The sequence below is a fragment of the Paenibacillus sp. PvR133 genome, from assembly GCF_017833155.1.
Taxonomy (GTDB): domain Bacteria; phylum Bacillota; class Bacilli; order Paenibacillales; family Paenibacillaceae; genus Paenibacillus; species Paenibacillus polymyxa_B.
This window is the reverse complement of record NZ_JAFIBS010000001.1, coordinates 3,906,328-3,927,737: the sequence shown is the minus strand read 5'-3', so window position 1 is coordinate 3,927,737 and position 21,410 is coordinate 3,906,328. Positions and strand designations below refer to the sequence as shown.

At 40.7% G+C, this 21,410-nt stretch carries 22 protein-coding genes and 2 pseudogenes; 8 read left to right on the top strand and 16 right to left on the bottom strand.

Features of this window, described 5'->3' with window-relative positions; genetic code table 11:
• Positions 1 to 43 precede the first annotated feature (43 nt).
• The 3 genes from JOE49_RS17285 to JOE49_RS17275 all read right to left on the bottom strand — a co-directional run bounded on the left by JOE49_RS17285 (position 44) and on the right by JOE49_RS17275 (position 2,716).
• Positions 44 to 1,165 (bottom strand): alpha/beta hydrolase, encoded by a 1,122-nt coding sequence (locus JOE49_RS17285; RefSeq protein ID WP_075154175.1) that lies wholly within the window; start codon positions 1,163 to 1,165, stop codon positions 44 to 46.
• 11 nt (positions 1,166 to 1,176) lie between these two features.
• On the bottom strand, positions 1,177 to 1,629 hold the full coding sequence (locus JOE49_RS17280; protein WP_028541357.1) for a MarR family winged helix-turn-helix transcriptional regulator: 453 nt from the start codon (positions 1,627 to 1,629) through the stop codon (positions 1,177 to 1,179).
• 262 nt (positions 1,630 to 1,891) lie between these two features.
• A complete protein-coding gene (locus tag JOE49_RS17275) occupies positions 1,892 to 2,716 on the bottom strand; it encodes a MerR family transcriptional regulator (RefSeq protein ID WP_069080127.1) in 825 nt (274 codons plus the stop codon).
• A 131-nt stretch (positions 2,717 to 2,847) separates the two neighbouring features.
• On the opposite strand from JOE49_RS17275, the gene JOE49_RS17270 reads away from it, so the two are divergent.
• The gene (locus JOE49_RS17270; RefSeq protein WP_028541359.1) at positions 2,848 to 3,669 is read left to right on the top strand and encodes an NAD(P)H-binding protein; all 822 of its coding nucleotides are present in this window, start codon (positions 2,848 to 2,850) and stop codon (positions 3,667 to 3,669) included.
• A gap of 176 nt (positions 3,670 to 3,845) precedes the next feature.
• On the opposite strand, the pseudogene JOE49_RS26380 reads toward JOE49_RS17270, so the two are convergent.
• The 4 genes and pseudogenes from JOE49_RS26380 to JOE49_RS17255 form a co-directional block, all read right to left on the bottom strand.
• Positions 3,846 to 3,935 (bottom strand): annotated as a pseudogene (locus JOE49_RS26380) (alpha/beta hydrolase); the annotation flags it as partial.
• Positions 3,916 to 4,767 (bottom strand): 3-methyl-2-oxobutanoate hydroxymethyltransferase, encoded by an 852-nt coding sequence (panB, locus tag JOE49_RS17265; RefSeq protein ID WP_028541360.1) that lies wholly within the window; start codon positions 4,765 to 4,767, stop codon positions 3,916 to 3,918. The pseudogene JOE49_RS26380 and the gene panB, both read right to left, overlap by 20 nt.
• 15 nt (positions 4,768 to 4,782) lie before the next feature.
• The gene (locus JOE49_RS17260; protein WP_023988507.1) at positions 4,783 to 5,559 is read right to left on the bottom strand and encodes an AraC family transcriptional regulator; all 777 of its coding nucleotides are present in this window, start codon (positions 5,557 to 5,559) and stop codon (positions 4,783 to 4,785) included.
• A gap of 24 nt (positions 5,560 to 5,583) precedes the next feature.
• The gene (locus JOE49_RS17255) at positions 5,584 to 6,159 is read right to left on the bottom strand and encodes a LysE family translocator (protein ID WP_023988506.1); all 576 of its coding nucleotides are present in this window, start codon (positions 6,157 to 6,159) and stop codon (positions 5,584 to 5,586) included.
• A gap of 309 nt (positions 6,160 to 6,468) precedes the next feature.
• Here JOE49_RS17255 and JOE49_RS17250 point away from each other — a divergent pair, with 309 nt between their 5' ends.
• The 4 genes and pseudogenes from JOE49_RS17250 to JOE49_RS17235 all read left to right on the top strand — a co-directional run bounded on the left by JOE49_RS17250 (position 6,469) and on the right by JOE49_RS17235 (position 10,468).
• The gene (locus JOE49_RS17250; protein WP_209942085.1) at positions 6,469 to 7,899 is read left to right on the top strand and encodes a spore germination protein; all 1,431 of its coding nucleotides are present in this window, start codon (positions 6,469 to 6,471) and stop codon (positions 7,897 to 7,899) included.
• Positions 7,900 to 7,913: 14 nt separating this feature from the next.
• Positions 7,914 to 9,121 (top strand): annotated as a pseudogene (locus tag JOE49_RS17245) (Ger(x)C family spore germination protein).
• A 6-nt stretch (positions 9,122 to 9,127) separates the two neighbouring features.
• Positions 9,128 to 9,355, top strand: coding sequence for a hypothetical protein (locus tag JOE49_RS17240; protein WP_023988503.1), 228 nt, complete (start codon positions 9,128 to 9,130; stop codon positions 9,353 to 9,355).
• Positions 9,356 to 9,367: 12 nt separating this feature from the next.
• Entirely contained in the window at positions 9,368 to 10,468 is a 1,101-nt protein-coding gene (locus JOE49_RS17235; protein ID WP_023988502.1) for a GerAB/ArcD/ProY family transporter, read from the top strand.
• A gap of 107 nt (positions 10,469 to 10,575) precedes the next feature.
• Here JOE49_RS17235 and JOE49_RS17230 read toward each other — a convergent pair whose 3' ends face one another.
• Together JOE49_RS17230 and JOE49_RS17225 are read right to left on the bottom strand one after the other, a co-directional pair.
• A complete protein-coding gene (locus JOE49_RS17230) occupies positions 10,576 to 11,268 on the bottom strand; it encodes a pseudouridine synthase (RefSeq protein ID WP_160789654.1) in 693 nt (230 codons plus the stop codon).
• 115 nt (positions 11,269 to 11,383) lie between these two features.
• Positions 11,384 to 11,581, bottom strand: coding sequence for a DUF3934 family protein (locus JOE49_RS17225; protein WP_013310240.1), 198 nt, complete (start codon positions 11,579 to 11,581; stop codon positions 11,384 to 11,386).
• Between the two features lie 210 nt (positions 11,582 to 11,791).
• On the opposite strand from JOE49_RS17225, the gene JOE49_RS17220 reads away from it, so the two are divergent.
• On the top strand, positions 11,792 to 12,220 hold the full coding sequence (locus JOE49_RS17220) for a VOC family protein (RefSeq protein WP_160790723.1): 429 nt from the start codon (positions 11,792 to 11,794) through the stop codon (positions 12,218 to 12,220).
• A 101-nt stretch (positions 12,221 to 12,321) separates the two neighbouring features.
• On the opposite strand, the gene JOE49_RS17215 is transcribed toward JOE49_RS17220, so the two are convergent.
• The gene (locus tag JOE49_RS17215) at positions 12,322 to 12,693 is read right to left on the bottom strand and encodes a winged helix-turn-helix transcriptional regulator (RefSeq protein ID WP_160790722.1); all 372 of its coding nucleotides are present in this window, start codon (positions 12,691 to 12,693) and stop codon (positions 12,322 to 12,324) included.
• Positions 12,694 to 12,926: 233 nt separating this feature from the next.
• Here JOE49_RS17215 and JOE49_RS17210 point away from each other — a divergent pair, with 233 nt between their 5' ends.
• Entirely contained in the window at positions 12,927 to 13,502 is a 576-nt protein-coding gene (locus JOE49_RS17210; protein WP_160790721.1) for an NAD(P)H oxidoreductase, read from the top strand.
• Positions 13,503 to 13,774: 272 nt separating this feature from the next.
• Here JOE49_RS17210 and JOE49_RS17205 read toward each other — a convergent pair whose 3' ends face one another.
• The 4 genes from JOE49_RS17205 to JOE49_RS17190 form a co-directional block, all read right to left on the bottom strand.
• Complete coding sequence (locus JOE49_RS17205) at positions 13,775 to 14,782, bottom strand: FecCD family ABC transporter permease (protein WP_023988496.1); 1,008 nt, start codon at positions 14,780 to 14,782, stop codon at positions 13,775 to 13,777.
• The gene (locus JOE49_RS17200; RefSeq protein ID WP_025721067.1) at positions 14,779 to 15,804 is read right to left on the bottom strand and encodes a FecCD family ABC transporter permease; all 1,026 of its coding nucleotides are present in this window, start codon (positions 15,802 to 15,804) and stop codon (positions 14,779 to 14,781) included. Before JOE49_RS17200 ends, JOE49_RS17205 begins: the two co-directional genes overlap by 4 nt.
• A 33-nt stretch (positions 15,805 to 15,837) precedes the next feature.
• A complete protein-coding gene (locus JOE49_RS17195) occupies positions 15,838 to 16,821 on the bottom strand; it encodes an ABC transporter substrate-binding protein (protein ID WP_023988494.1) in 984 nt (327 codons plus the stop codon).
• Positions 16,822 to 16,953: 132 nt separating this feature from the next.
• Positions 16,954 to 17,403, bottom strand: a complete 450-nt coding sequence (locus JOE49_RS17190) for an Imm63 family immunity protein (RefSeq protein ID WP_028541366.1) — start codon at positions 17,401 to 17,403, stop codon at positions 16,954 to 16,956.
• 179 nt (positions 17,404 to 17,582) lie between these two features.
• Between JOE49_RS17190 and JOE49_RS17185 the strand changes: the two genes are divergently transcribed.
• Positions 17,583 to 18,014 carry a hypothetical protein gene (locus JOE49_RS17185; protein WP_023988493.1) on the top strand — a complete coding sequence of 144 codons (432 nt, stop codon included), beginning with the start codon at positions 17,583 to 17,585 and terminating at the stop codon, positions 18,012 to 18,014.
• Positions 18,015 to 18,064: 50 nt separating this feature from the next.
• Here the strand turns inward: JOE49_RS17185 and JOE49_RS17180 are convergent, their stop codons facing one another.
• Together JOE49_RS17180 and JOE49_RS17175 are read right to left on the bottom strand one after the other, a co-directional pair.
• Positions 18,065 to 18,985, bottom strand: coding sequence for an aminoglycoside phosphotransferase family protein (locus JOE49_RS17180; RefSeq protein ID WP_209942083.1), 921 nt, complete (start codon positions 18,983 to 18,985; stop codon positions 18,065 to 18,067).
• Between the two features lie 190 nt (positions 18,986 to 19,175).
• Positions 19,176 to 21,197 (bottom strand): NAD(P)/FAD-dependent oxidoreductase, encoded by a 2,022-nt coding sequence (locus JOE49_RS17175; protein ID WP_209942081.1) that lies wholly within the window; start codon positions 21,195 to 21,197, stop codon positions 19,176 to 19,178.
• Positions 21,198 to 21,410 lie beyond the last annotated feature (213 nt).

The window sequence follows — 21,410 nt, the reverse complement described above, 5'->3', positions numbered from 1 at the left end:
GGCTCCCTTTTTTTAATAAAATAACATAAATATTTAGAATAGCTTATTTATTAAGCAATTTTTTTGTTACCCAGGTTATAGCTGCATTATTGACATCTTCACCCTGGCCACCGTGGGGAGCTTTAGAGTTAGACATAAAAATATTTTCTACTCCTGCATGGTTAAGAGTATCTCTAAGTCTCAAACTTTGTTGAATAGATACTAAACTGTCACTTCCTCCATGTGCAATAAACATGGGTGGATCATCTGAAGATACATAATTTATAGGACTTGCCAATTCTGCCAACTTTACTTTTTCCCAATAAGGAGAATTGGTTTGTTTTTTATCCCGAATATCTCTCAGGACTGCCACACCTTGTCCTTCTTTATCAAATCCAAGAAGTTTGGCTTCAGCTGCTCGTGGAGAGTCATGTGTTTCGGCTGCCTCCTCAGGAGATTGCAGGGTTGGGTCCATCTCAGGGCCCATGGTAAACATATCTGTTGGACCGTAAAAATCAACTGCAGCCATTACTTTGCTTGAATACTCAAGATTGCTCCCAACATCACCTTCAAGCTCTTTTATATCACTAGTAACAGCGAGTTCGGTAGCCAGATGTCCACCTGCAGAATTTCCTGCTACTGCAATTTTTTCTGGATCAATACCGTATTCCTTGGCATGTGCACGCAGATATCTGATACTGCCCTTAACATCATAAATGGGAGCCGGAAAAATAGCTTCGCCACTTAGCCGATAATCTATGGAAACGAAAGCAATTTTATCTTCTAATACTTTTTTGAAAACTTGATATGCTGAATCTGTAGCCACTTGATCTGTAGCTCTACCTGTCATTTGTGCTGGTCGATTTGGTGGCGCGGCTGTTTCCTTCTTTGCATCTTTAGGCGCATCATCGCCCTGATAGTCCCCTATAGCCCATCCTCCACCATGAATATATACCAAGACAGGAGTTGCTTCGGTTACACCCTCCGGCTTAAAGATGTTCATTTTTAACTCTTTTTTCTTTCCATCGTCATTAGTTACGGTTGCATACACCACATCTTTATAGGTAGGAGCCATACTAATCACATCTGTAGGAGGACTTTCAGCAGCTACGAAACTTTCCTTTTGTGTGGCAAAAGCCAATGTTGCTAAAAGTACGAAGGATACCATTCTTAGTTTTTTATTCATACTCTCTCTCCTCACTTTTTTTCATTCTCGCATTCTATCAGGTTATCTAAAGTTCTTATTAAGAAACTTTGATACAATGCTATTTCTTCCTCGCTAAATCCCTTGTAAAAAATCTCTCCGACTTCATCAATAATCTTTTTGTTCAATTCCACTAATTTTTCATTTCTGTTCACTACTTTAACTATTGTTTTCCGTTTGTCTGTTTGGCAAGGCATAAAACTGATATGTCCTGCTTTTTCCAACTTAGCTAATATACTCGTTAAAGTTGACTTTTGAAGATTGGTAACCCTTGAGATTTCATGTATAGGTATTTCGTCTTTCGTCCAAAGATAAAACAAAATCCTTGCTTGAGTTGCTGTTAAAGTATCAACCTCAGATTCCCTGTGTTTTCTTGAAACTATTCTAGCCAGCAATGCATCTATGGATGCTGATAAAAAAACAGATCTTCCTTTTATAATTCCCATGTGCACCTCCATTTTCTCAAAAAAAGTACCATATCGTACTAATATTATAGTTCGATATGGTACTATTTTCAACCTGTATTTTTTGAATGTTTGCATTCATTATCTCTTGCGATCTGTAGATCACCCCAATTAATAGTAGTAAGTACGGCTCAACAGACATTAGGCATTCACTACAGCGAGGAAAATGTTTTATTGGGATGCATGGATGTTTAACCAGCAGGAAAGTTTGATTTACCTTGATGGGTCTTCTTTGTTTTCTAATCTACATCTTTAAAATTTGAACAGAGATCTCAATTAAATACTCTTCATAACCTCTAACTGAAAGATCATCTAACAAAACATCCTCATAAAAAAATCCCTGTAATTCTATGCTCTTATCTTTAGCATAACTTATTATTCGATCATAAGTGTCACATACGCTTGAGTATCCCTCTGTATGGTACGCGATTAAATATGTTCCTTTTTCTCGCTTAAAATTTGAATAATTTGATTTTTTACTAACTCTAGTAAAAAGATAATCATAATTGAATGTTTCATTTGTTAAGACTCTTTTAGTATCTCTCATCCAGCCTACTGTATGGGAAGCATCAATACTATAAATGTTCAAGTACTTTTCGTGTTTTATCATAGAATCGTAAATGCTTTTATCATTTGTGTAAGGATCAGCCTCTGTTACTACCAAAAACTCCTCCTTTTTTTCCTCAATAATAATATCAGTTGTAACGATCTCAGTTGCTGCTTGGGTAATTCGTTTCTTCTCTGATATTATATTTTTCATTTTTTGCAGTTGTTTAATTTTAGAATTCAGCATTGCCTCTTCTTTCTCAAGTAGGACAATGAGCTCCTGAGGTGACCTTTTATTTAAATACTCTTTTATCTCTTTTAATGGCATTTCTAATTCTTTAAGTATTGAAATCACTTTAAAAACATCGATTTGATTAATTGAATAATATCTATACCCATTTTCAGCTTTAAATTCAGGAGAAAGAATTCCAAGTCGATCATAGTGAAATAAAGTATCCTTGCTAATACCCATCACTTTTGCAAATTGTCCTGACGTTAAATGAGTTTGAACATTATTCTCCATGAAATCCCTCCTTGACTATGGTGTTACACCACACTTTATTATAACCAAGTAACCTTCATATAGCAGTAGACCATGAGGAGTATCTAATCGAAAGTAATACCTAAATAATTAATCTTGGGAGGATATAAGGAATGAAAGTTCTAGTTACAGGAGCAACAGGAAGTGTGGGGAGTCATATTGTTGAACAACTAGTTGCAAAAGATATAGAAGTAAAGGCATTGTCAAGGAAGGAAAGCAACTTACCTAAAGGAGCACAAGTAGTTCTAGGTGACCTTGATATTCCCGAGACTATACAAGCACATCTCCATACTATAGATAGCTTGTTTCTGATCACTCAGAGTGAACAATCGGACGAAAAATTTATAAAAAACAAAAGAATTATTCAGATGGCAAAACAAGCTAATGTTGCAAGAATTGTAGCCCTGTTAGATTTTGAAGGAAACCCAATTGAGGACGTTATTAAAAATAGTGGAATGGAATGGACTTTACTAAAGCCAGTGGAATTTATGAAGAATGCACTTTACAGTGGTTGGACAGAATCAATCCAAAAAGAAGGGATTATTCGTACGGCTTTCCCTGATAGTTTAAGCGCTAGAATTCATGAAGCTGATATCGCTGATGTCGCAGTAAAGGCACTGACAGAAGAAGGCCATGATAAGCGGACATATGATTTGACAGGACCAGAAGCATTGTCTCCAAGAAGTATGGTTAAACAAATTTCTGTAGTTATAGATAAATACATTGATCTTGTTGAAATTACAGAAGAACAAGTAAAACAAGATTGGAAAAGCAAAGGCTATGACAATGAATTTATTGAATACTTTATTATAGGGATTGGGAAAAACCCTCCTAAAGGAGCCTATACCGTTCTACCGACAGTAGAACAAGTTACAGGCAAGCCAGCCAGAACATTTACTCAATGGGTTAATGAAAACAAGCATTATTTTGTATAACCCTTTATGTACTTTTACTAATTACCTAACGGAAAACGCTAGTTGAACCTAACACTAGTTGAACGAGGAATGGCAAAGAGTAAAACGATACTACATTAGACTGATGATCCAAGTAATAGAAACAGCGGCAGCCATGGACGGAAAAATAAAGTCCTAGACTGCCGCTGTTTTATTGAACTCAGTAAAACCGCACCTGTAATTTCGTTAGCCAAATTTTTTCCATGTTCATAAGGGATAATCGGATCTTCAGTACCGTGAATCACCAGCCTTACCTCCATAAAGTACTTTCAGTTCCTCTTCCTTCATCGTAAAAGTATGTTTTTCTTCAGGAAACCGTTTATTCTTCACATCAGCAGTATAAGCTTGAATGGACTCCAAAATAAACGGATTCAGCGAATGGTATTGTTTTACAAACTTAGGAACACGTTCAACACCATAGCCTAAAATATCATGATATACGAGAACCTGGGCATCCACATCCAATCCAGCACCAATTCCAATCACCGGAATTGAAAGGGCTTTGGTTACTTCATCTGCAAGTTGTCTTGGAACACATTCCAAAAGAAGAGCAAATGCTCCAGCCGCTTCACATTTCTTAGCATCTTCCAGCAATTTTTTAGCGGCTAATGCATCTTTTCCCTGCACCTTATATCCGCCTAAAACTCCAACAGTTTGCGGAGTCAGTCCCAGGTGGGAGCAGACAGGAATTCCTGCTCTTGTCAGGGCGGCGATATGTTCGACGACTTCATCGGCACCTTCCAGCTTCACCGCATGGGCACCGGCATCTTGAACTAATTCCCCAGCATTGATTAATGTATCTCTAACAGACAAATGATAGGTTAAAAACGGCATATCCGTAATGATAAATGTATCCTTCGCTCCTCGTTTAACAGCTTTCGTGTGGTGAATCATGTCTTCGATTGTAACTGGAATTGTTGAATCGTAACCCAGAACCACCATTCCAAGCGAATCACCAACCAATATGACGTCAACGCCCCCTTGTTCTGCAAGCTTTGCAGAAGGATAGTCATAGGCTGTTAACATGACAATCTTTTCATTGTTTTGCTTCATTTTCAACAAATCTGTAGTTTGTTTCAACGTATACCCTCCTCCTCAATTTAAATGTGACATATATTCAAATGCTGTTGTTCCATATACACTTTTAAAGTGTTTATTTAAATGGGTTAAATCAACAAAACCACATTCTGCTACTGCTGAATAAATATCTCTATTTTTTTCTATTAACTGCTTTGCACGTTCGATCTTGCAGTTAAGAAAGTATTGGTATGGTGAAATTCCAGTATGAGCATTGAATAATCGGATAAACTGAAATTTCGATAAATTAAGCTCTTTACATATCTCGTCAAGTTTAAGTACATGTTCTAAGTTGGTATGAATCATATCCTTCGCTATTCGAATTAACACGTTCTCTTTCTTATTGTCTGTAGAAAGATTGGTTTGAAAAAGGCTATCCGTCAAGGATAAAAGTAATTCGCTACACAAAGCCTCATCTTTTTCGCTTAAGATAGCCTTAGAAAGACTTAATATTTTTTGTTCAAGGCTATAGTCATACACAATTGGCGTTGAAAACCGTACGATATCCTTGTGCTCAATAATCTCTAAAAGCAATTGTGGCTCAATATATAGCATGACATAATCAAGCCCCACCTTATTATGTGCCATTCCGTCATGCGCCTGTTCTGGATTAAAAAGCATCACACCATTTTGATAGGATAACTGTAAGCTGCCATCCAAGGTATACTCTTGAATTCCACGCAATGTTACGCCTATTGCATACTCCATGTGAGAGTGCTTCTTATACTTAAATTCAGAAAGACTTGCTGATAATGCAGTAATACCTGCTGATTTCTTATAGATAAATTTGTCCATTTCAATCACCCCTAACAAGCTTACCTACATCCATATCATTATGGCCGCATAGGCTAAAAATAAGGCCATCATTATATTAACAGTCTTTTTATGCTTCTGTAAAAACTCCTTGAAGATTGCACCGAAAAGAACCCATGTCACAAATGCTAAAAAACCAATAAGCGTTATAGCGACAATACTTATCGTCACCGCAGGTATTGCGATATAGTGGGGCATAATAAAACTAGGAATTACAGTCATTGTAAATAGTACTACCTTTGGATTTAGAAACTGCATAAGAAAGCCTGACATAAAGGTAGCTGATTGGTTGACGGTTGGATTGGATGTATCCATTTTGTAAACTTGATAGGCGAGATAGAACATATAACAGCTTCCGATTATCTGCATAACAATTAAAATTTTCGGTATGATCGTTATAAGCATCGTATTCAAAATAGCAGAAATAACAAGTAATAAACCAAAAGCTAGAGTTGCTCCATACGTATATTTCATTGCTTTTTTTGCCCCAAAATTATGGACTGTAGATAGTATAACGATATTAGTTGGACCTGGTGTAAAAGTGGCAATAAAACAGTAAATTAAAACAGATGTAATATTCATGAGGAAAACTCCTTTAACGTATTCTCATGAAATAATACATCTTAAGATAAATGGCATATAGTATATTATTGCAGGTATTGTACCCTTCGTAGTCCCCCTTCTTCTACGCTGTTTGCTATATCAAAATTTCCCTTATCCAAGAGTTGCATTGTCAGTTCCTTGTTGTCCGTAGCTGTCTTCAAAAATTACTTAGCCCGAATCCTCTACCGTTAAAGATGTTTTTAACCTTACCGACAACAAACATAATCATGGATTATTGTGGTATTATTTCGGATTATTGTTAATACTACGTATCTGAGGAGGGTGAAAATGAAGTTACATACCAAATTTTCAAGACAATTATGCCAGAATATCGATCTCATTTGTGACTTCATGGGAAACAGTTCGGATTTTATTGTTCGTGAGATCACGACTGGCCATAAACACGCCGCTCTTTTTTATTTGGATGGAATGACTGACATGCAAAAGGTACAGGACAACGTGATCCGTCCGTTGCATGATCGTGTTTCCTCTGACGAGATCACTTTACCGTTATTGAAAAACGCAATTTTGGACATTGGTGAAGCAAGCTTTACTCAAAACTTTGAAGATGCCTTGGAACAGATCCTCTCAGGTGGTCTTCTCCTACTACTGAACGATACGGATGAAGGATTGGTCATTTCTTTGCCTGGATGGGAAGAACGCAGCATTACGGACTCAAAGACGCAGCCTGTGGTCAGAGGTCCGCAAGAGTCGTTTACAGAAACTTTACGTACGAATACGACTATGGTTCGTCGAAGGGTGAAGGATACAAGAGTACGTCTAACTACCATAAAAGTTGGCGAAAAAACCAAGACCGATATATCGGTCATGTATTTACATGGGGTGGCTGACCTAAAAAAGGTGCAGGACATGATATCCAAGTTAAAGGACATGCATGTAGAAGGTGTGCTTGAAAGCGAATATTTGGAAGAATGTCTCCAAGAAGATAAACAACTCACGATATTTCCGCTCTTTTATAATTCTGATCGCCCAGACTCTATTGCAGCAGGAATTATGGAGGGGAAAATTGCGATATTTGTGGATGGATCTCCCTTCGCCATCCTTGCACCTGCGGTGTTTGTAGATTTCCTTCAATCCGCAGAAGATTATTATCAATCCTTTATTTACAGTAGTATCATTCGAATATTAAGGTATATCTGCCTGGCAATCTGTATGTTGGCTCCCTCCATTTATGTCGCATTAACGACATTCCATCAGGATATGATTCCAACAGTTTTGTTATTAAGCTTATCCGCGCAACGTGAAGGAGTTCCGTTTCCAGCATTTATTGAGGCGATGATCATGGAAGTGGTTTTTGAAATTCTGAGGGAGGCAGGTCTTCGTATGCCACGGACGGTCGGTCAAGCCGTTTCTATTGTCGGGTCAATAGTAATTGGCCAAGCAGCTGTAGAAGCAAACATCGTTTCGGCTGTTATGGTCATTGTTGTTGCAATAACTGCCATTTCGAGCTTTGTCATTCCCTCGTACACCTTTGCCATTCCTATCCGTATATTACGTTTCGCTTTCATAGGAATAGCCGCTATGTTTGGTGTGTACGGATTGACTGTTGGTATCCTCATGCTCTTTGTGCATCTGAATGGACTTTATTCATTCGGTGTACCGTATTTGAGCCCCTTTGCCAATTACAAATCGTCGGAGCAGAAGGACGCAATATTGCGTTTTCCATATAGAACTAAAAAAAAACATCGCAAAAACTAAAGGAGTAGACCATCATGAACTCGTACCGTTCCACCATTTTGTTACTGTTAATGTGCACCTGGCTAATGGTGTTTCTTACGGGTTGCTGGAACAATAAGGAATTGGGTGCAATTTCCGTCGTGATGGCTATGGGTATTGATGCAGTGGATGACCAATATGAAGTCAGTCTACAAGTGGTTGACCCATCGCAAATGTCTCGGAATTCCCCCATGGAACGGACGCCAACGATCGTTTTTTCCAAACGCGCCGATACCATATTTGAAGCTATTCGAAAATTAACAACGGAATCCTCCCGAAAATTGTATATGTCCCACTTAAAATTTGTAATTTTTGATGAAAAAACAGCAAAAAAGGAATCAAGGAGCCGCTGGACTTTCTATTCCGTGATCATGAAGTTCGGCCTGATTTCTATTTGGCGGTTGTCAGAGAAAACTCGGCAAAGGAGGCCGTTACTTTTGTAGCTCCAACCGAGATCTTGCCTGCAATGGATATGTATAAGGCATTAAAGCTTTCTGAAAAAGCATGGGCTCCAACTTCCGCGGTCAATGTAAAAGATCTTTTGCAGAAATTTACGGAGGATGGCATTGAACCAGTCCTCACCGGTATTCGACTGACAAACCTAGAAAAAGGTCTAACTATTGATAATGTGACAAAGTCGCCCCAACATGTTAAATATTTTTTCACTGGAATTGGTGTTTTCAAGGGCGATCGACTTCTCAATTGGATGGATGATTCACAAAGTAAAGCCTTTACCTATATATCCAACCGTGTTTCCAGCACCGTAGCTTCCATCGATTGTCCGTATTCCAATGGAAAATTTGTTGTTGAAGTAATCCGTTCCAAAGTAAAAATGCGTCCAGAAATAATAGACCATGAGCCGCACATTTCTCTTATTGTGGATACAGAATCCAATGTCGGAACGGTCTCGTGCAATGCCAACCTTAAGAATGAAGAGACATTTAGAGATCTTCAAAAATCAGCTAAAGAGCATCTGGAACAGTCTTTGAAGGAAGGCATTCGAAATGCACAACACATCGGTTCCGATATATTCGGGTTTGGAGAAGCTTTCCACCGCAAGTTCCCACGTGAATGGCATAGATGGAAAGAGGATTGGTCACAAAAATTTCAAACGCTTAAAGTGGATATTCAGCTCAATTATCGTTTGATCCGGTTCGGAGAAATCACCAGTCCAATCGATATGGGACTACACAATCAGGAGTGAATACATATGCTTTATGTGATTCTCGTAAGTTCCATTTTAACATCGCTGTATGAGTTTAAAAAATTCAAGAAGAAACAATATGTGCGTGAAATTGTATTCAGCTCGGTATTGTTGACTATAGGCGTTATATTGATTATCCTACGGATCGCCAACATTGAATTGCCGACTCCACTGACGGGCATTCGAATCCTATTCCAACCAGTAAGCCGGTTACTTATAGAAATGTTATCTTAAGGGGGCATTGGAATGAATTCCAACTTGACCGTTAGACAAGCTATTATGTGGTTTACATTATATCAAATAGGAAGCGCATATCTGGTGCTCCCAGCGGCAATTACTGCTGCCGCTAAACAAGATGCCTGGCTCTCCATCCCAGTCTCCTTAGGTTTCCATCTGTTATTGATACCTTTATATGCCTCCATCGCTAGGCAAATACAGGGGAAATCTTTCGTAGAGCATCTCCGTTGCCTCTTCGGTCCCTTGGGCGGGACGATTAGCATCGTTTTCATTTTTTTCTTTCCCTTTCTTGTGTTCATCATGACGCTTCGAAATCTAGGCGACTTTATCACAATAGATATTATGCCGGAAACTCCCTCCGACGCGATATATTTCATCATGCTTATAGTCATTTATTTCGCCGTTCGATCAGGCCCTGCTGTAATTGGCCGTTGTGCGGAAATCCTGTTTTTTTTCCTTCTGGTTCTATATCTTTTGGTCAGGATTACCCTTCTTCCTGAGACCAACATAAATAATGTGCTCCCTATTTTTGAGTATGGTTTGAACCCTATCGTTCTCGCTTCGTTCAATTTGTTTGCCTTTCCCTACCTTGAAGCAATTCTGTATCTTTTTTTTGCACAGTACATTCCCGATCCAAAGAAGTGGAGAAAGACAGTGATTACATGTGCTTTGATTAGCGGCGGCATGTATTTTTTCATGGTTCTACAAATAATCGCCGTGATGAGTGAAGGTGTTGTATCTAATTTGACGTTTCCTACTTATTTTATTAGCCGAACAATCAGTAACGGGGAGTTTCTTCAACGGTTTGAAATTGTCGTTGCAGTGTTCTGGTTTGTTACCATTTTTTTCCGACTCGCATTGCTTTTATATGTTTCAGCGCAAGGGCTTGCAGATGCTTTTCGTCTTCGAAGCGCTAACTCTCTCTTAGTTCCTCTGATCCTAATCGCAATGGCAATGGTTCATTCTATTTGGCCAAATATGCAATTTTTAATCAAGTTTTTTTCAGTATGGCCTTTTTACGCCATGATTTTCGGTATCGTGTTTCCTATTGTGCTATGGCTGGTGGGTAAGGTAGGCGGCTCGTTGAAATTCCGTAAAAAGTATCACTAAAGTTGCATTGACCGTATGAACATACTGTCCAATTCCAGCCTCTCCACCACGTCCAAAGGACATGGAAGACGCCTATTGGGCTAGGGGACTTGCTCTTGTTGTAATCATTATTGCAATTTAGCAAGAAGTAACTCCAGTTCCTCCCTCTCAAGATGTCTCCATTGGCCCCGTTCCAGATGATCCAAGGTAATATTCATAATTCGAACACGTTCCAACTTTAGCACCCTGTACCCCAAAGCCTTGCACATCCTGCGAATTTGCAAGTTCAGACCTTGCGTCAAAATAATGCGGAACTCGTATTCGCTTGTACGATCAACTTTGCACGGTTTGGTAATGACGTTCAATATTTCAACGCCACGAGACATGGCTTGCATAAACTCGTTTGTAACAGGTTTGTCTACAGTCACTATATATTCCTTCTCATGACCATGCTCGGAACGCATCATTTGATTGACAATGCTTCCATCGTTGGTTAATAGAATGAGTCCCTCTGACGCTTTGTCCAGCCTGCCGATGGCAAAAATCCGCGAAGGATAGTTAACATAACTAATAATATTGCCAGCCACTTGCTCTGCTGCGGTACAAACAATGCCTATAGGCTTATTCAGAGCCAAATATACAGGTTCACTGGAATTAAGCGGAATAACTTCCCCATCAATTAGCACGATATCCTGTAGCTCTACTTCTGCGCCCGCTTCACAAACATTTCCATTAATCGTAATTCGTCCTGCTGCAATCAGCCTGTTGGTTTCCCGACGTGAGCAGAATCCTGTCTCACTGATGTACTTGTTAATTCTCACGATTCACCTGCTTCTGATTATAATATGCGAGTTTAAGTAAAATAATTAAAAAAACACCTGATTGTTCTTGCTTAATCAGATGTTCGCCGTTTACGACAACGTATACTTTCCCGGCTTATTTGCTACTGTTACCGCCGCTTTTATTCCTTGTTGGTTTGGCAGTGCCGCCTTTTGTGCCACCTGCCGCTTTGCTTCCCGGTGCGCTTGTAGAAGCACTTTTTGTCCTTACTGGCTTCGCAGTTTTGTTCCAGCGTGTCCAGCCCTTACTACCTGTACCTCTGCCGGTTCCGCCGCCCTTGCTTTTTCCACCCATATGATCACTCCATTACTAGTCGTTCAGATTTAACTAAGCTATCATACCATTACTTTGATCATAATGCCCATTTGTTTTAAAAATTGAACATGTTAAGCCGCAAATACTTTCGCAAAACGGATCTTATTGTATTTTTGTTTGTTTGCAGGTAAATAATGAAATAAGATCGTATAGTATGGAAAAATTATGATTCTTGAAGGAGTGAAACACATGTCTGTTGATGTTTATCTTAACTTTAATGGAAACTGTCGCGAAGCAGCGGAGTTTTACGCAGAGGCATTTGGGACTGAGAAACCACATATCATGACGTTCGGTGAAGCACCACCCAATCCCGATTATCCTCTACCAGAAGAAGCCAAAAATTTGGTCATGCACACGCGGCTTCAAATTGATGGTAGTAATGTCATGTTTTCAGACGTTTTTCCTGGGATGCCTTTCGTAGCCGGAAACAACATCAGCCTCGCCATCGTCAATAAGGACGAAGAGAAAATTCGATCGTACTTCCATAAGTTAAAAGAAGGGGGGACCGTAAACATGGAGCTTCAAGAAACATTCTGGAGCAAATGCTACGGTAGCCTTAAAGATAAGTTTGGAATTGAATGGCAATTAAGTTATGATAACGGAATGACCAACAGTTAGTCTTTAATATTGTTATACGACAATTAAGCCCTCGAAAGCTATTCTGATTGAATGCATTGTGAGGGCTTAATATTAGCTTGAAGTTACTCTATACAGCAGCCTTAGAATTCTTCCAAGACCTTGGATTTGTCTCCATGGATCTTATCCAGGTGATCCTCTCCCCAGTAGCATAAATGGTCTAGCGCGGGTTTTAATCCCCAGCCGTAGTCCGTTAACTCATACTCCACTTTAGGAGGGATTTCATTATAAACCTTTCGTGTAACGATCTCATCCTTTTCTAGGCCTCTGAGCTGAGTAGTCAGCATTTTTTGTGTAATGCCGGGTATTAACCGACGAAACTCAGACGTTCGTTTCCGTCCTGTCATCAGATGATAGATAATTAAAGGCTTCCATTTCCCTCCCATCACCTCTAAAGCCGCTTCCACTCCAACTTGATACTTCTTTTGAACCCTATTTTTTATCTGTTCAGTCATTTCTTAATCCTCCTTTAGAAGGCTTCGTTTGCTCAGAACAACCATCACTTCAATTCATTACTCAGATCAGTTTCTAGGGAATCTACCTAGGGCACTTCCATGTTCCTATGGCACCTGTATCATCCTATAGAACTTGAAAGTGCGTACTTCCAGATTATTTTCCTACTGTATATAATAGCATCAAGCATTGAGCATTCCCAGAAGTAAACTATTGAGAAAGGTAGTGAAGAAGCATGAAAGTATTAACCGTTGTTTCACACCCGAGAAAAGATTCCTTGACCTTTAAGGTTGCTGATCGTTTCGTACAGGGTCTTGCCGATGCAGGCCACGATTATGAGATATTGGATTTGCATGAGATTGGTTTTGATCCTATTTTAAAAGGAGTAGATGAACCGGATTTGACAGTTGCGGAACAGTCCTTTTCCCCTGAAGTAGAAATGGAAATGAGGCGGATGAAGGAGCATGATGCATTGGCATTTATTTTTCCTCTTTGGTGGTGGAATTTGCCAGCTATGCTGAAGGGTTATATTGACCGTGTATGGAACAATGGGTTTGCGTACGGTTCGAATTACCTGCATCATCAGCATGTCTTGTGGATTGGCTTGGCCGGAGTTTCGAAGGAACAGATGAAAAAGCGTAAGTATGATGAAATGATTACTCATTTGCTGAATGTGGGAATTGCAGATTATTGCGGGGTTTCCAATTCCAAGGTTGAATTCTTATATGAGACCCTGAGTTCAAATTCCGGTCATTTTGAAATGCTGCTGGACCATGCTTATCACTTGGGTTTGAATTATGCCAAGGATTAGGCTTTAAGTAGGCTGAGTTTGAACAATCGTGACAACTTATTGGCCCAACGTATCAAAACTCCTACAATGATAATGTGTTTCCTACAATAATTGTTCAGCTTTATAGCAAATCAATTTTTTACAATCCCCACCCTTCAACACGAAGGCCGGAAATCCTAACAGAATGTGAGAAAGAATTGTTTTTCCACAAGGAGACCTAAGTAGTAACAAAAAAAGATACTAACCCAGCCATATTTTGCATGGACATGGGTTAGCGTCTTTTCATTATGCATTTAACTGGCTTTCGACAGCAAGTAAAGGAAATAAGGGGTAACCAGTATGGTGATAATAATTCCGGTTGGAATATCAGCTCCAAAACTAATCGTCCGAGTAAGTGTGTCAGCAATCAAAATGACGAGTGCACCAACTAATGCCGTCGTAGGTAGCAATAGCTTATGATTGGGTCCTACTAGCTTGCGTGCTAGATGGGGACTGACCATGCCTACAAAAAAGAAATTTCCGCCAAGTGCCACGCTACCAGAAGCGAGCGCAACGGCAGCAATCGTCAAGCCGATAAACTCCCTTTTAATTGCTACGCCGAGCCCCGATGCTGTCTGATTCCCCAAATTCAACGTATTGAGTGTGTTCGACCTGTAAAAAACGTAAAAGCAAATGATAAGCACCCACGGGAGCAGCACCATAATATAGCTCCAGTCGTCCCCCCACAGGTCTCCAGCCTGCCATCTCAGAGCAAAGTCATACTGTTGCTTGTCTAGCCGGAGTGTCAACATCAGAGATAATGCGCTGTAGCCACTGCCCATAGCGACACCGGTTAAAATTAAGCCCGTAGGCGAGATGTCTCTTCCCCGCCTGAAAGCAAACATAAAAATCAAAAATGCTGCCGTAAGGCCGCCTGCAAAAGCCAGCCCAGGAAGAAGAATAGGCGATAGCAATCCTTCACTAGCGAACAACGTAATATACATAAGTACAAATAACCCTGAGCCTGAGCTGATGCCGAGTGTCCCCGGGCTGGCCATGTCGTTTTTGAGCAAGCTTTGCATAATACAGCCTGATATCCCCATGCCAATACCTACCAATATAGAAAGCACAATACGTGGCAGTCGAAAGTCAAACACGATCAGGTTCTGTTTGCTCGTTCCTTCGCCAATGATGACCTTGAAAACTTCGAGTGGAGAAAGGTTCATTTTCCCAACATTCATACTGAGTACAGCCACTAGCAGCGTCAGCACTACTAACAGTAAAATAATGCTAATCCCCCTGGTATTACGGGACAGTTTCAACTAAACTCCCTCCTCTGCTTGCGCACAAGGTAGAGAAAATAGGGTACGCCCACCAAGGCAAAAATAATGCCAAGGGGTGTTTCGTGAGGGCGATTGATCAGTCGTCCGAGTAAATCCGCCGCCAACAGAAAGACTGCTCCATACAAAGCTGAGGCCGGGATAATATACCGATAATCCGTTCCGACCAGATGGCGCATAATGTGTGGCACGATCAAACCAACGAAGCCAACAGGGCCGACCACAATAACCGATAACCCTGTTAAAATTAATACAATTAAGGTTGAAAACAGCTTAATCCTATTCGCACGAATACCCAAGCCTGATGCCACATCCTCCCCGAAGCTCAAAATCGTAATCGAGGGAGAAAGCGCGATGGCACAGACCAAACCCACTACAAACAGTGGCGCAATGAAAGCTAATTCGCCCCACTTGGCACTGGCTGTACCACCAGCAGACCAGTAATCAAGGGCTTGGCCAATCTCATACTTAATAGCGATAAACGTACTAAACGCACCAAAAAGCATGGAGATGGACATTCCTGCTAACACCAGTCGCTGAGGCGTCATTCCTCGCTTGCCTATAGAAGCGATGTAATACGTGATGCCAGTAGTGATTGCTGCACCTAGGCAAGAATACAGCATGGTTTCTCCGTAGGTGCGACCAGGCAAAAAGGCCATACATAACGCAATAGCAAATGTCGAGCCTGAACTTATGCCAATGAGTCCCGAATCCGCTAGTGGATTACGAGTGGTTCCCTGCATAATTGCCCCACACACAGCCAAGCTGCACCCTACTATGATATCTGCCACGGTGCGTGGAAAACGCAAGGTGTGAATAATCTGATGTTCCGTAATGTTGGGATCAAACTGAAATATAGCCCCCCACGCCAGCTTCAAGCTCATTTCCGCAGCACCAAAGGTAATAGATGCTGCGGTAACCACCAGGAGCAGGAACACGCCCATGATCATATAGCCTATAAAATGAAATATTCCTTTTTTATTTGGTTCTTTGTGAGTAGACATCGATTACACCCTTAGTTGGTCAATTATGCAACGTTACTTAGTCTGTTCCAGCAATTTGCTAATAATATAATCTAGCTGCCCCGTCATACTAGCAACGTCCGAATAATAGAACAGTCCTGCATATTTCGCTGGAATTTCGATGATATGTCCGTTTTTAACGGCTGGAATACTACTCCAGATTTTTGTCTTCGCATATTCGGATTCCTTGCCTTCCTGCTTAAACCAAAGGACATAATCTCCAAAGTATTCAGCAGCTACCTCGTAGGATAAAGAACCTCGACGCTCTCCGGAGCTTTTAACCAATGTGTTGAGCTTTTCCGGTTTGTGAAGTCCAAGATAATTGTAAAGCAACGTTCCTCCACGTGAGCCTGTTTCATAATAAATTCCATAGGAGCCACTGCCCCAGTCCTCGAAAATGCTAAACGTTTTGTCCTTGAATATGTCGGAATTTAGTTTTTCTTTGGCCTGACTCAGCTTGCTTTCAAACAGTGAAATCACTTTGTCTGCTTCTGCTTCATGTCCTGTGGCCTGACCAAGAAATTTCAAACGTTCTAGGGAGGTCATTTTATCCTCAGGTATCACAAGAACAGGCGCAATTTTAGAGAGCTTATCATAATCCTTTGTATCATATGTAATGATGAGATCAGGATCATACTTCATAATTTCCTCAGTTTCCCACTTTTCGATATTGGGGATGTCGTTAAACTTATCGTAAAAAGGCATCGTTTCTTGTTTCCACCCCATGACTGCGGCCGGCTTAATCCCTAGTGTAAATACATCGCCAACATACCAGTTCACTACTACCCGTTGAGGATTAGCGGGCACCTTCACATCTCCTTTTACCGTAGAGACTGTACGCGTATCAGAATCACTGCTTACCTCTTCCTTCGTGGGCGACGCGGGTTTAGCAGATGAATCAGAGGAACTGCCAGCATTCCCACAACCTGAAATAACAAAAATCACTACGAATAGTGCACATAAAATCATGTGAAATTTCTTGTTCATCATACGATGCATGTTGTAAATCTCCTTTGAAATATAGTAAGTGCAAAACATACTTAAAATTAGTGATATTGATAATCATTATCACTAATATAAAATTGTAAATTTTATATTAGTGATTGTCAACTGTTTCTTTATTTTTTTGTTTTACTTTAATGGGTTCTCCAGTGCTCCCCTTCTATTCGCTTCATGCCATTCCTGGTAGATTCCTCCAATTTCATAAAATGCTTTGTTCATTGCAGTTGTCAGCTCCTTCGTGATTTCCTTGGTATATTTTAAATGAGTATTTATGTTATCCACTTTATATTTGCGAAGCAAATTTAGATGAGCAATGATGTGAATTGTATCTTCGATGATCCAATAAATCACATCCTCTTCCTCTTTCGTAAGCTTGTTCAGCATCTGTATGCCTCTTTCATACATCTGGAGCGTATAACCCCGCTTGCCCACTTGCACATACGGGCTCAGATCATCATAAAAATCCGTACGGAAAGGTCGTCTTACATATTGCTCATACTGGTCTTCATATATTGAAGTTTGTTCAAGCTGTTTAATAGTCATATCTATGAGTTCTTGTTCGCTATATATTTTTTTCATCAGATTTTCCCTTCCCTTTCTCTACTAAATAAATTCAAGTCATAATCATGTTAGATCACAAGTGATGCAATAAGAAGTCAAATTCTTTTTTTACCAACCATTAACAATTCTGTTTGATGCAAACGATAATTAGAATAGAGGGAATTTCCTCAATATATCCAACTGAAGGAGACAGGCGAATGAATAGAGTATGGACGAAAGCATCAGCTATTCTATTGGTAGTGGTATCCTTAATATTCAACGGAACGTACGCACTCGCAGCTTCGGCAACATCAACGTATATCGTTACGTTTCAACAAGCAACCTTGGTATCCAACGATCACGTAGGCAATGAATGGGCCATTGCTGCCCAGGTGGCAGATCAATCCATTAGTGAAGGTAACAGCGTGAAGGTGAAGGTCAAATCGAATGGTAGCATAAAGCTGTATGCGTACGCTGAGGAACAAGACAAAATTCCTGATGAAGGCGAAGCCACCAAGAATGTAAAGGTCTCCTCGGTTTCTGCTAAAGGTTCTACCGTTAAGTTAGGAGTGACGGTTACTGAAAACCGTGGACGTTATTCAGGTCATCAAGCCGTTTGGGAATTTACGTACAAGATTAAGAAACAATAATAGAATGCTAAAAAAAGACCGTCACTCCCCAGGAGCGGCGGTCTTCGCTTTTACAAGTCGCTGTAACTGGGCACGTACCATTTCGGTATATAGGTTTGAAAATAATTATACGCTTCCAAAACCTCTTCAGCTCGTTGCACCATATCGTCTACCTCTTCTTTGCCAAATGGAATGGCCCAGTGAATCGATGAAAGCTGATTGCTTGCAATATACAGAGCCATTAATCTAAAAAATAAATCAGGTACATGGTTATTAAAATAACCGTGGATACGGCCCGAAGCGAATAAAGGACTTAATGCTGCACACCAGGTAATTCTATTGAATTCCTCCCAAGGATCACCATAATCCATTCTATTAAAATCGATGATACCCAGTTCACCGGATGGGGCAACCACCATATTGCCCACATGATAATCCCCATGCTGAAAAGCCTGGGGACGATTTTCTAATAGATGGCGGTTTTTCTCAATAAAGCTTATGGCTTGATCTGCTCCCTTTAGGGGAATACCGCATGACTTATAGTTTGTAATATATCTGTTGATTTTGGCATTATAATGTTCAGCCCATGGGACTCGATCTTGCTCCGCATGAATCTCATGCATTTTTTTTAGTGCATCTCCTGCCTGAACTCCGAGTTGATACTGGTGTGCTGCAGTTAACGTGGGGATAATCTCTTCAGCATCTTTCCCTTCGATCCAGGTGAACAGAGAATACACAGATTGACCATCATGACAAATCCCAAATTCAAGCGGCCGGGACATGAACAGATTCTCCACGTGATCCAGCTTTGTTACAGCTTCAAACTCGCGTTTCTTTTTATCATAATGAACCATATTCGCCATTCTTAGCAGCAATTCCCTACCGTCAGTGGTTTGAATATAATATTTTTTGTCACTAGACCAGCCTTTATGAATCTCTTCCACGCTGCTCCACATGCTGGCACCCGGTATTTCACTAAAGAGTCGATTCACGCTCATCCCCCCAAGTTAAGATAGCCTTACTTACTATATTTGCTTTCCATAGTTTACCTTTGAAATGACAGAGGAATCAATCTTCTTCCAGGAAAAACTCAAATAAAAAAGGCTGAAAAGACAAGCCGTCTCTTCAACCTCAATATTCACTGAGTTGCCATCGTGAACACCCATCACTTGTATTGTCAAATCAGTAAGAATAAGAAAACTCATGTTTAAATTCGTCAACCCGTTGAATGGTTTTCAGAATATTGCGACCTTCACGTGTGCCATCAATAATACGACGAGCTTGTTTACTATCCCCGATATTAATAACTTCTACTTGATGTTCTTTACCATATTCGAGCAAGCTGTCCACCAGCGGACTGTATGAACGCATACCCAAGCATACGAATCCAAGGTCAAAAGGAATCTCAAACTCCTGTTCTCCATGCTTTACTTTGAAGCGGTCGCTACACACTTCTGTCAAAGCTGTTTCCGTATGGACGTTCACTTCCCGCTCCTCTACCATTTTCATCATGGAAATGCGAGTAATCATATCCAGGTCTTTACCCAGTAGCGGCATCATCTCAATGATGGAAACCTCTTCTGCTCCACGCTCTGCGTAATATTCGACGACATCCAGTCCCACAGCTCCGCCACCAACTACAGCAATGCGTTTACCTTCAAACTCCTGGAATTTCTCCATGTTGTGCAAAAGATCAAAGATGGAGAACACTTTTGTGCCCGGTTTGCCCAGTTGTTCATGCAAACCTGCAATTGGCGGAAGAAGTGGTGTGGACCCCGTCGCATTGACAATAATATCAGGATTCAGGGCACTAATCATCGCCAAATCGGCTCGGGTCCCTGTTACAATGTTCAGATTGGTTAACTGTTTGGTGCGTTGAATCAGATAATCAGGGAAATCATTGATACGTGTTTTGTCCGGCAAGCGGGCAATATCACGAGCCAAGCCGCCCAACTCTGGTTTCTCCTCAAAGAGGGTTACTTTGCAGCCTACTTCGGCTGCCGTACATGCTGCTTCCATGCCGGCAGTGCCCCCACCAATAACAACAACCTGAACATTGTTTTTAACACGTTGTTTCCGATATTCAGCTTCCTTGAACAGATCCGGATTTACCGTACAGCAAATCGGTTTACTTTTGGAGATACGATGATCGGCACAACCAATGTTGCAAGAGATACATTTTCTAAGCAAATGTTCGTAGCCGTTTTGCACTTTAAGCACCCAGTTCGGTTCTGCAATCAACCCTCTACCCATAGCCAGCAGATCAGCGTCACCTCTCTCCAAAATATCCTGCGCAGCCTGTGGGCTCCGAATATTACCTGAGGTCATCGTGACCTTCCCGAATTTTTCTTTTACCGCTTTAGCCATATATGAGCGCCAACCATCCGGCAGGTTCATCCCGTCAATCTGGAACTGGATGGAATCATTCAAAGCAGCAGAAACGTTCAGAATATCTACCTCATCATTAAGATACTCCAATAACTCGAGTGTATCTTCCAGTGTGTTCCCACCTTCTGTGAACTCTTCCGCGCTAAAACGTAAGCAAATAGGGAAAAATGGGCCGACCACTGAACGAATTTCATCAATGACTAATCTGGCAAAACGAGTACGGTTTTCTGCGCTTCCGCCAAATTCATCCGTGCGTTTATTATACATCGGTGAAAGAAACTGACTCAGCAAGTAGGAGTGTCCCGCATGAATTTCAACACAGTCAAATCCTGCTCGTTGCGCTCTTCCCGCTGCTTCTCCGTATTTGCGCACAATGGCGTAAATTTCTTCTTTTTGCAGAGGTCTTGGAATAGCTCCGCCCTTTTTAGAAGGAATATTCGAAGAAGATACAGGCTGAACTCCGTTCAGTCGTCCCGCATAAGCCGAAGCACCCGCATGGTTAATTTGTACAGAAACACAGGCTCCATAAGAGTGCAGGGCTTCTGTTAATCTAAACAGTCCGGGAATAAACTGGTCGTTATCCATACGCAACTGGGTTGTTCCGTTTGTACCCATCGGGAAATCCAGACAAACATTTTCTACTGTTATCAAGCCGGTACCACCTTTGGCCCGTTGCACGTAATAGTCAATATGATCCTGAACAAAGCTTCCGTCCATGGCAGCAAAGTTAGTTCCCATCGGGGGCATAACAATCCGATTTTTCAAGGTCATGCGTCGTATGGTTAGAGGTTCAAAGATAGCAGGATAGTGGTTCATTGTTCTTCCTCCTTGCGAGTTTACAAATTTCATGTTCAAGCTTCCATTAAAGCATTCTCATATGTGATTTTTTTCACTTTTGGGAATATCGAGATGTTATTTAGTACGATCATTCCTTATGATTTGATTTTATATCATCTAATTCATAAATTCTAATGCTATTTTATGTAGTGAATCATAGTTTCAGTCTATGGATTAACTGGATTGAGACAT

Excerpts from the sequence above, each read along its gene's own strand:
- JOE49_RS17225 (WP_013310240.1), bottom strand. The coding sequence starts at position 11,581 with ATGGGTGGAAAAAGCAAGGGCGGCGGAACCGGCAGAGGTACAGGTAGT.
- JOE49_RS17195 (WP_023988494.1), bottom strand. The coding sequence starts at position 16,821 with ATGCATCGTATGATGAACAAGAAATTTCACATGATTTTATGTGCACTA.
- JOE49_RS17250 (WP_209942085.1), top strand. The coding sequence starts at position 6,469 with ATGAAGTTACATACCAAATTTTCAAGACAATTATGCCAGAATATCGAT.
- JOE49_RS17255 (WP_023988506.1), bottom strand. The coding sequence starts at position 6,159 with ATGAATATTACATCTGTTTTAATTTACTGTTTTATTGCCACTTTTACA.
- JOE49_RS17215 (WP_160790722.1), bottom strand. The coding sequence starts at position 12,693 with ATGACTGAACAGATAAAAAATAGGGTTCAAAAGAAGTATCAAGTTGGA.
- JOE49_RS17210 (WP_160790721.1), top strand. The coding sequence starts at position 12,927 with ATGAAAGTATTAACCGTTGTTTCACACCCGAGAAAAGATTCCTTGACC.
- JOE49_RS17200 (WP_025721067.1), bottom strand. The coding sequence starts at position 15,804 with ATGTCTACTCACAAAGAACCAAATAAAAAAGGAATATTTCATTTTATA.
- JOE49_RS17185 (WP_023988493.1), top strand. The coding sequence starts at position 17,583 with ATGAATAGAGTATGGACGAAAGCATCAGCTATTCTATTGGTAGTGGTA.
- JOE49_RS17270 (WP_028541359.1), top strand. The coding sequence starts at position 2,848 with ATGAAAGTTCTAGTTACAGGAGCAACAGGAAGTGTGGGGAGTCATATT.
- JOE49_RS17280 (WP_028541357.1), bottom strand. The coding sequence starts at position 1,629 with ATGGGAATTATAAAAGGAAGATCTGTTTTTTTATCAGCATCCATAGAT.
- JOE49_RS17220 (WP_160790723.1), top strand. The coding sequence starts at position 11,792 with ATGTCTGTTGATGTTTATCTTAACTTTAATGGAAACTGTCGCGAAGCA.
- JOE49_RS17175 (WP_209942081.1), bottom strand. The coding sequence starts at position 21,197 with ATGAACCACTATCCTGCTATCTTTGAACCTCTAACCATACGACGCATG.
- JOE49_RS17275 (WP_069080127.1), bottom strand. The coding sequence starts at position 2,716 with ATGGAGAATAATGTTCAAACTCATTTAACGTCAGGACAATTTGCAAAA.
- JOE49_RS17240 (WP_023988503.1), top strand. The coding sequence starts at position 9,128 with ATGCTTTATGTGATTCTCGTAAGTTCCATTTTAACATCGCTGTATGAG.
- JOE49_RS17260 (WP_023988507.1), bottom strand. The coding sequence starts at position 5,559 with ATGGACAAATTTATCTATAAGAAATCAGCAGGTATTACTGCATTATCA.
- JOE49_RS17235 (WP_023988502.1), top strand. The coding sequence starts at position 9,368 with ATGAATTCCAACTTGACCGTTAGACAAGCTATTATGTGGTTTACATTA.
- JOE49_RS17285 (WP_075154175.1), bottom strand. The coding sequence starts at position 1,165 with ATGAATAAAAAACTAAGAATGGTATCCTTCGTACTTTTAGCAACATTG.
- JOE49_RS17190 (WP_028541366.1), bottom strand. The coding sequence starts at position 17,403 with ATGAAAAAAATATATAGCGAACAAGAACTCATAGATATGACTATTAAA.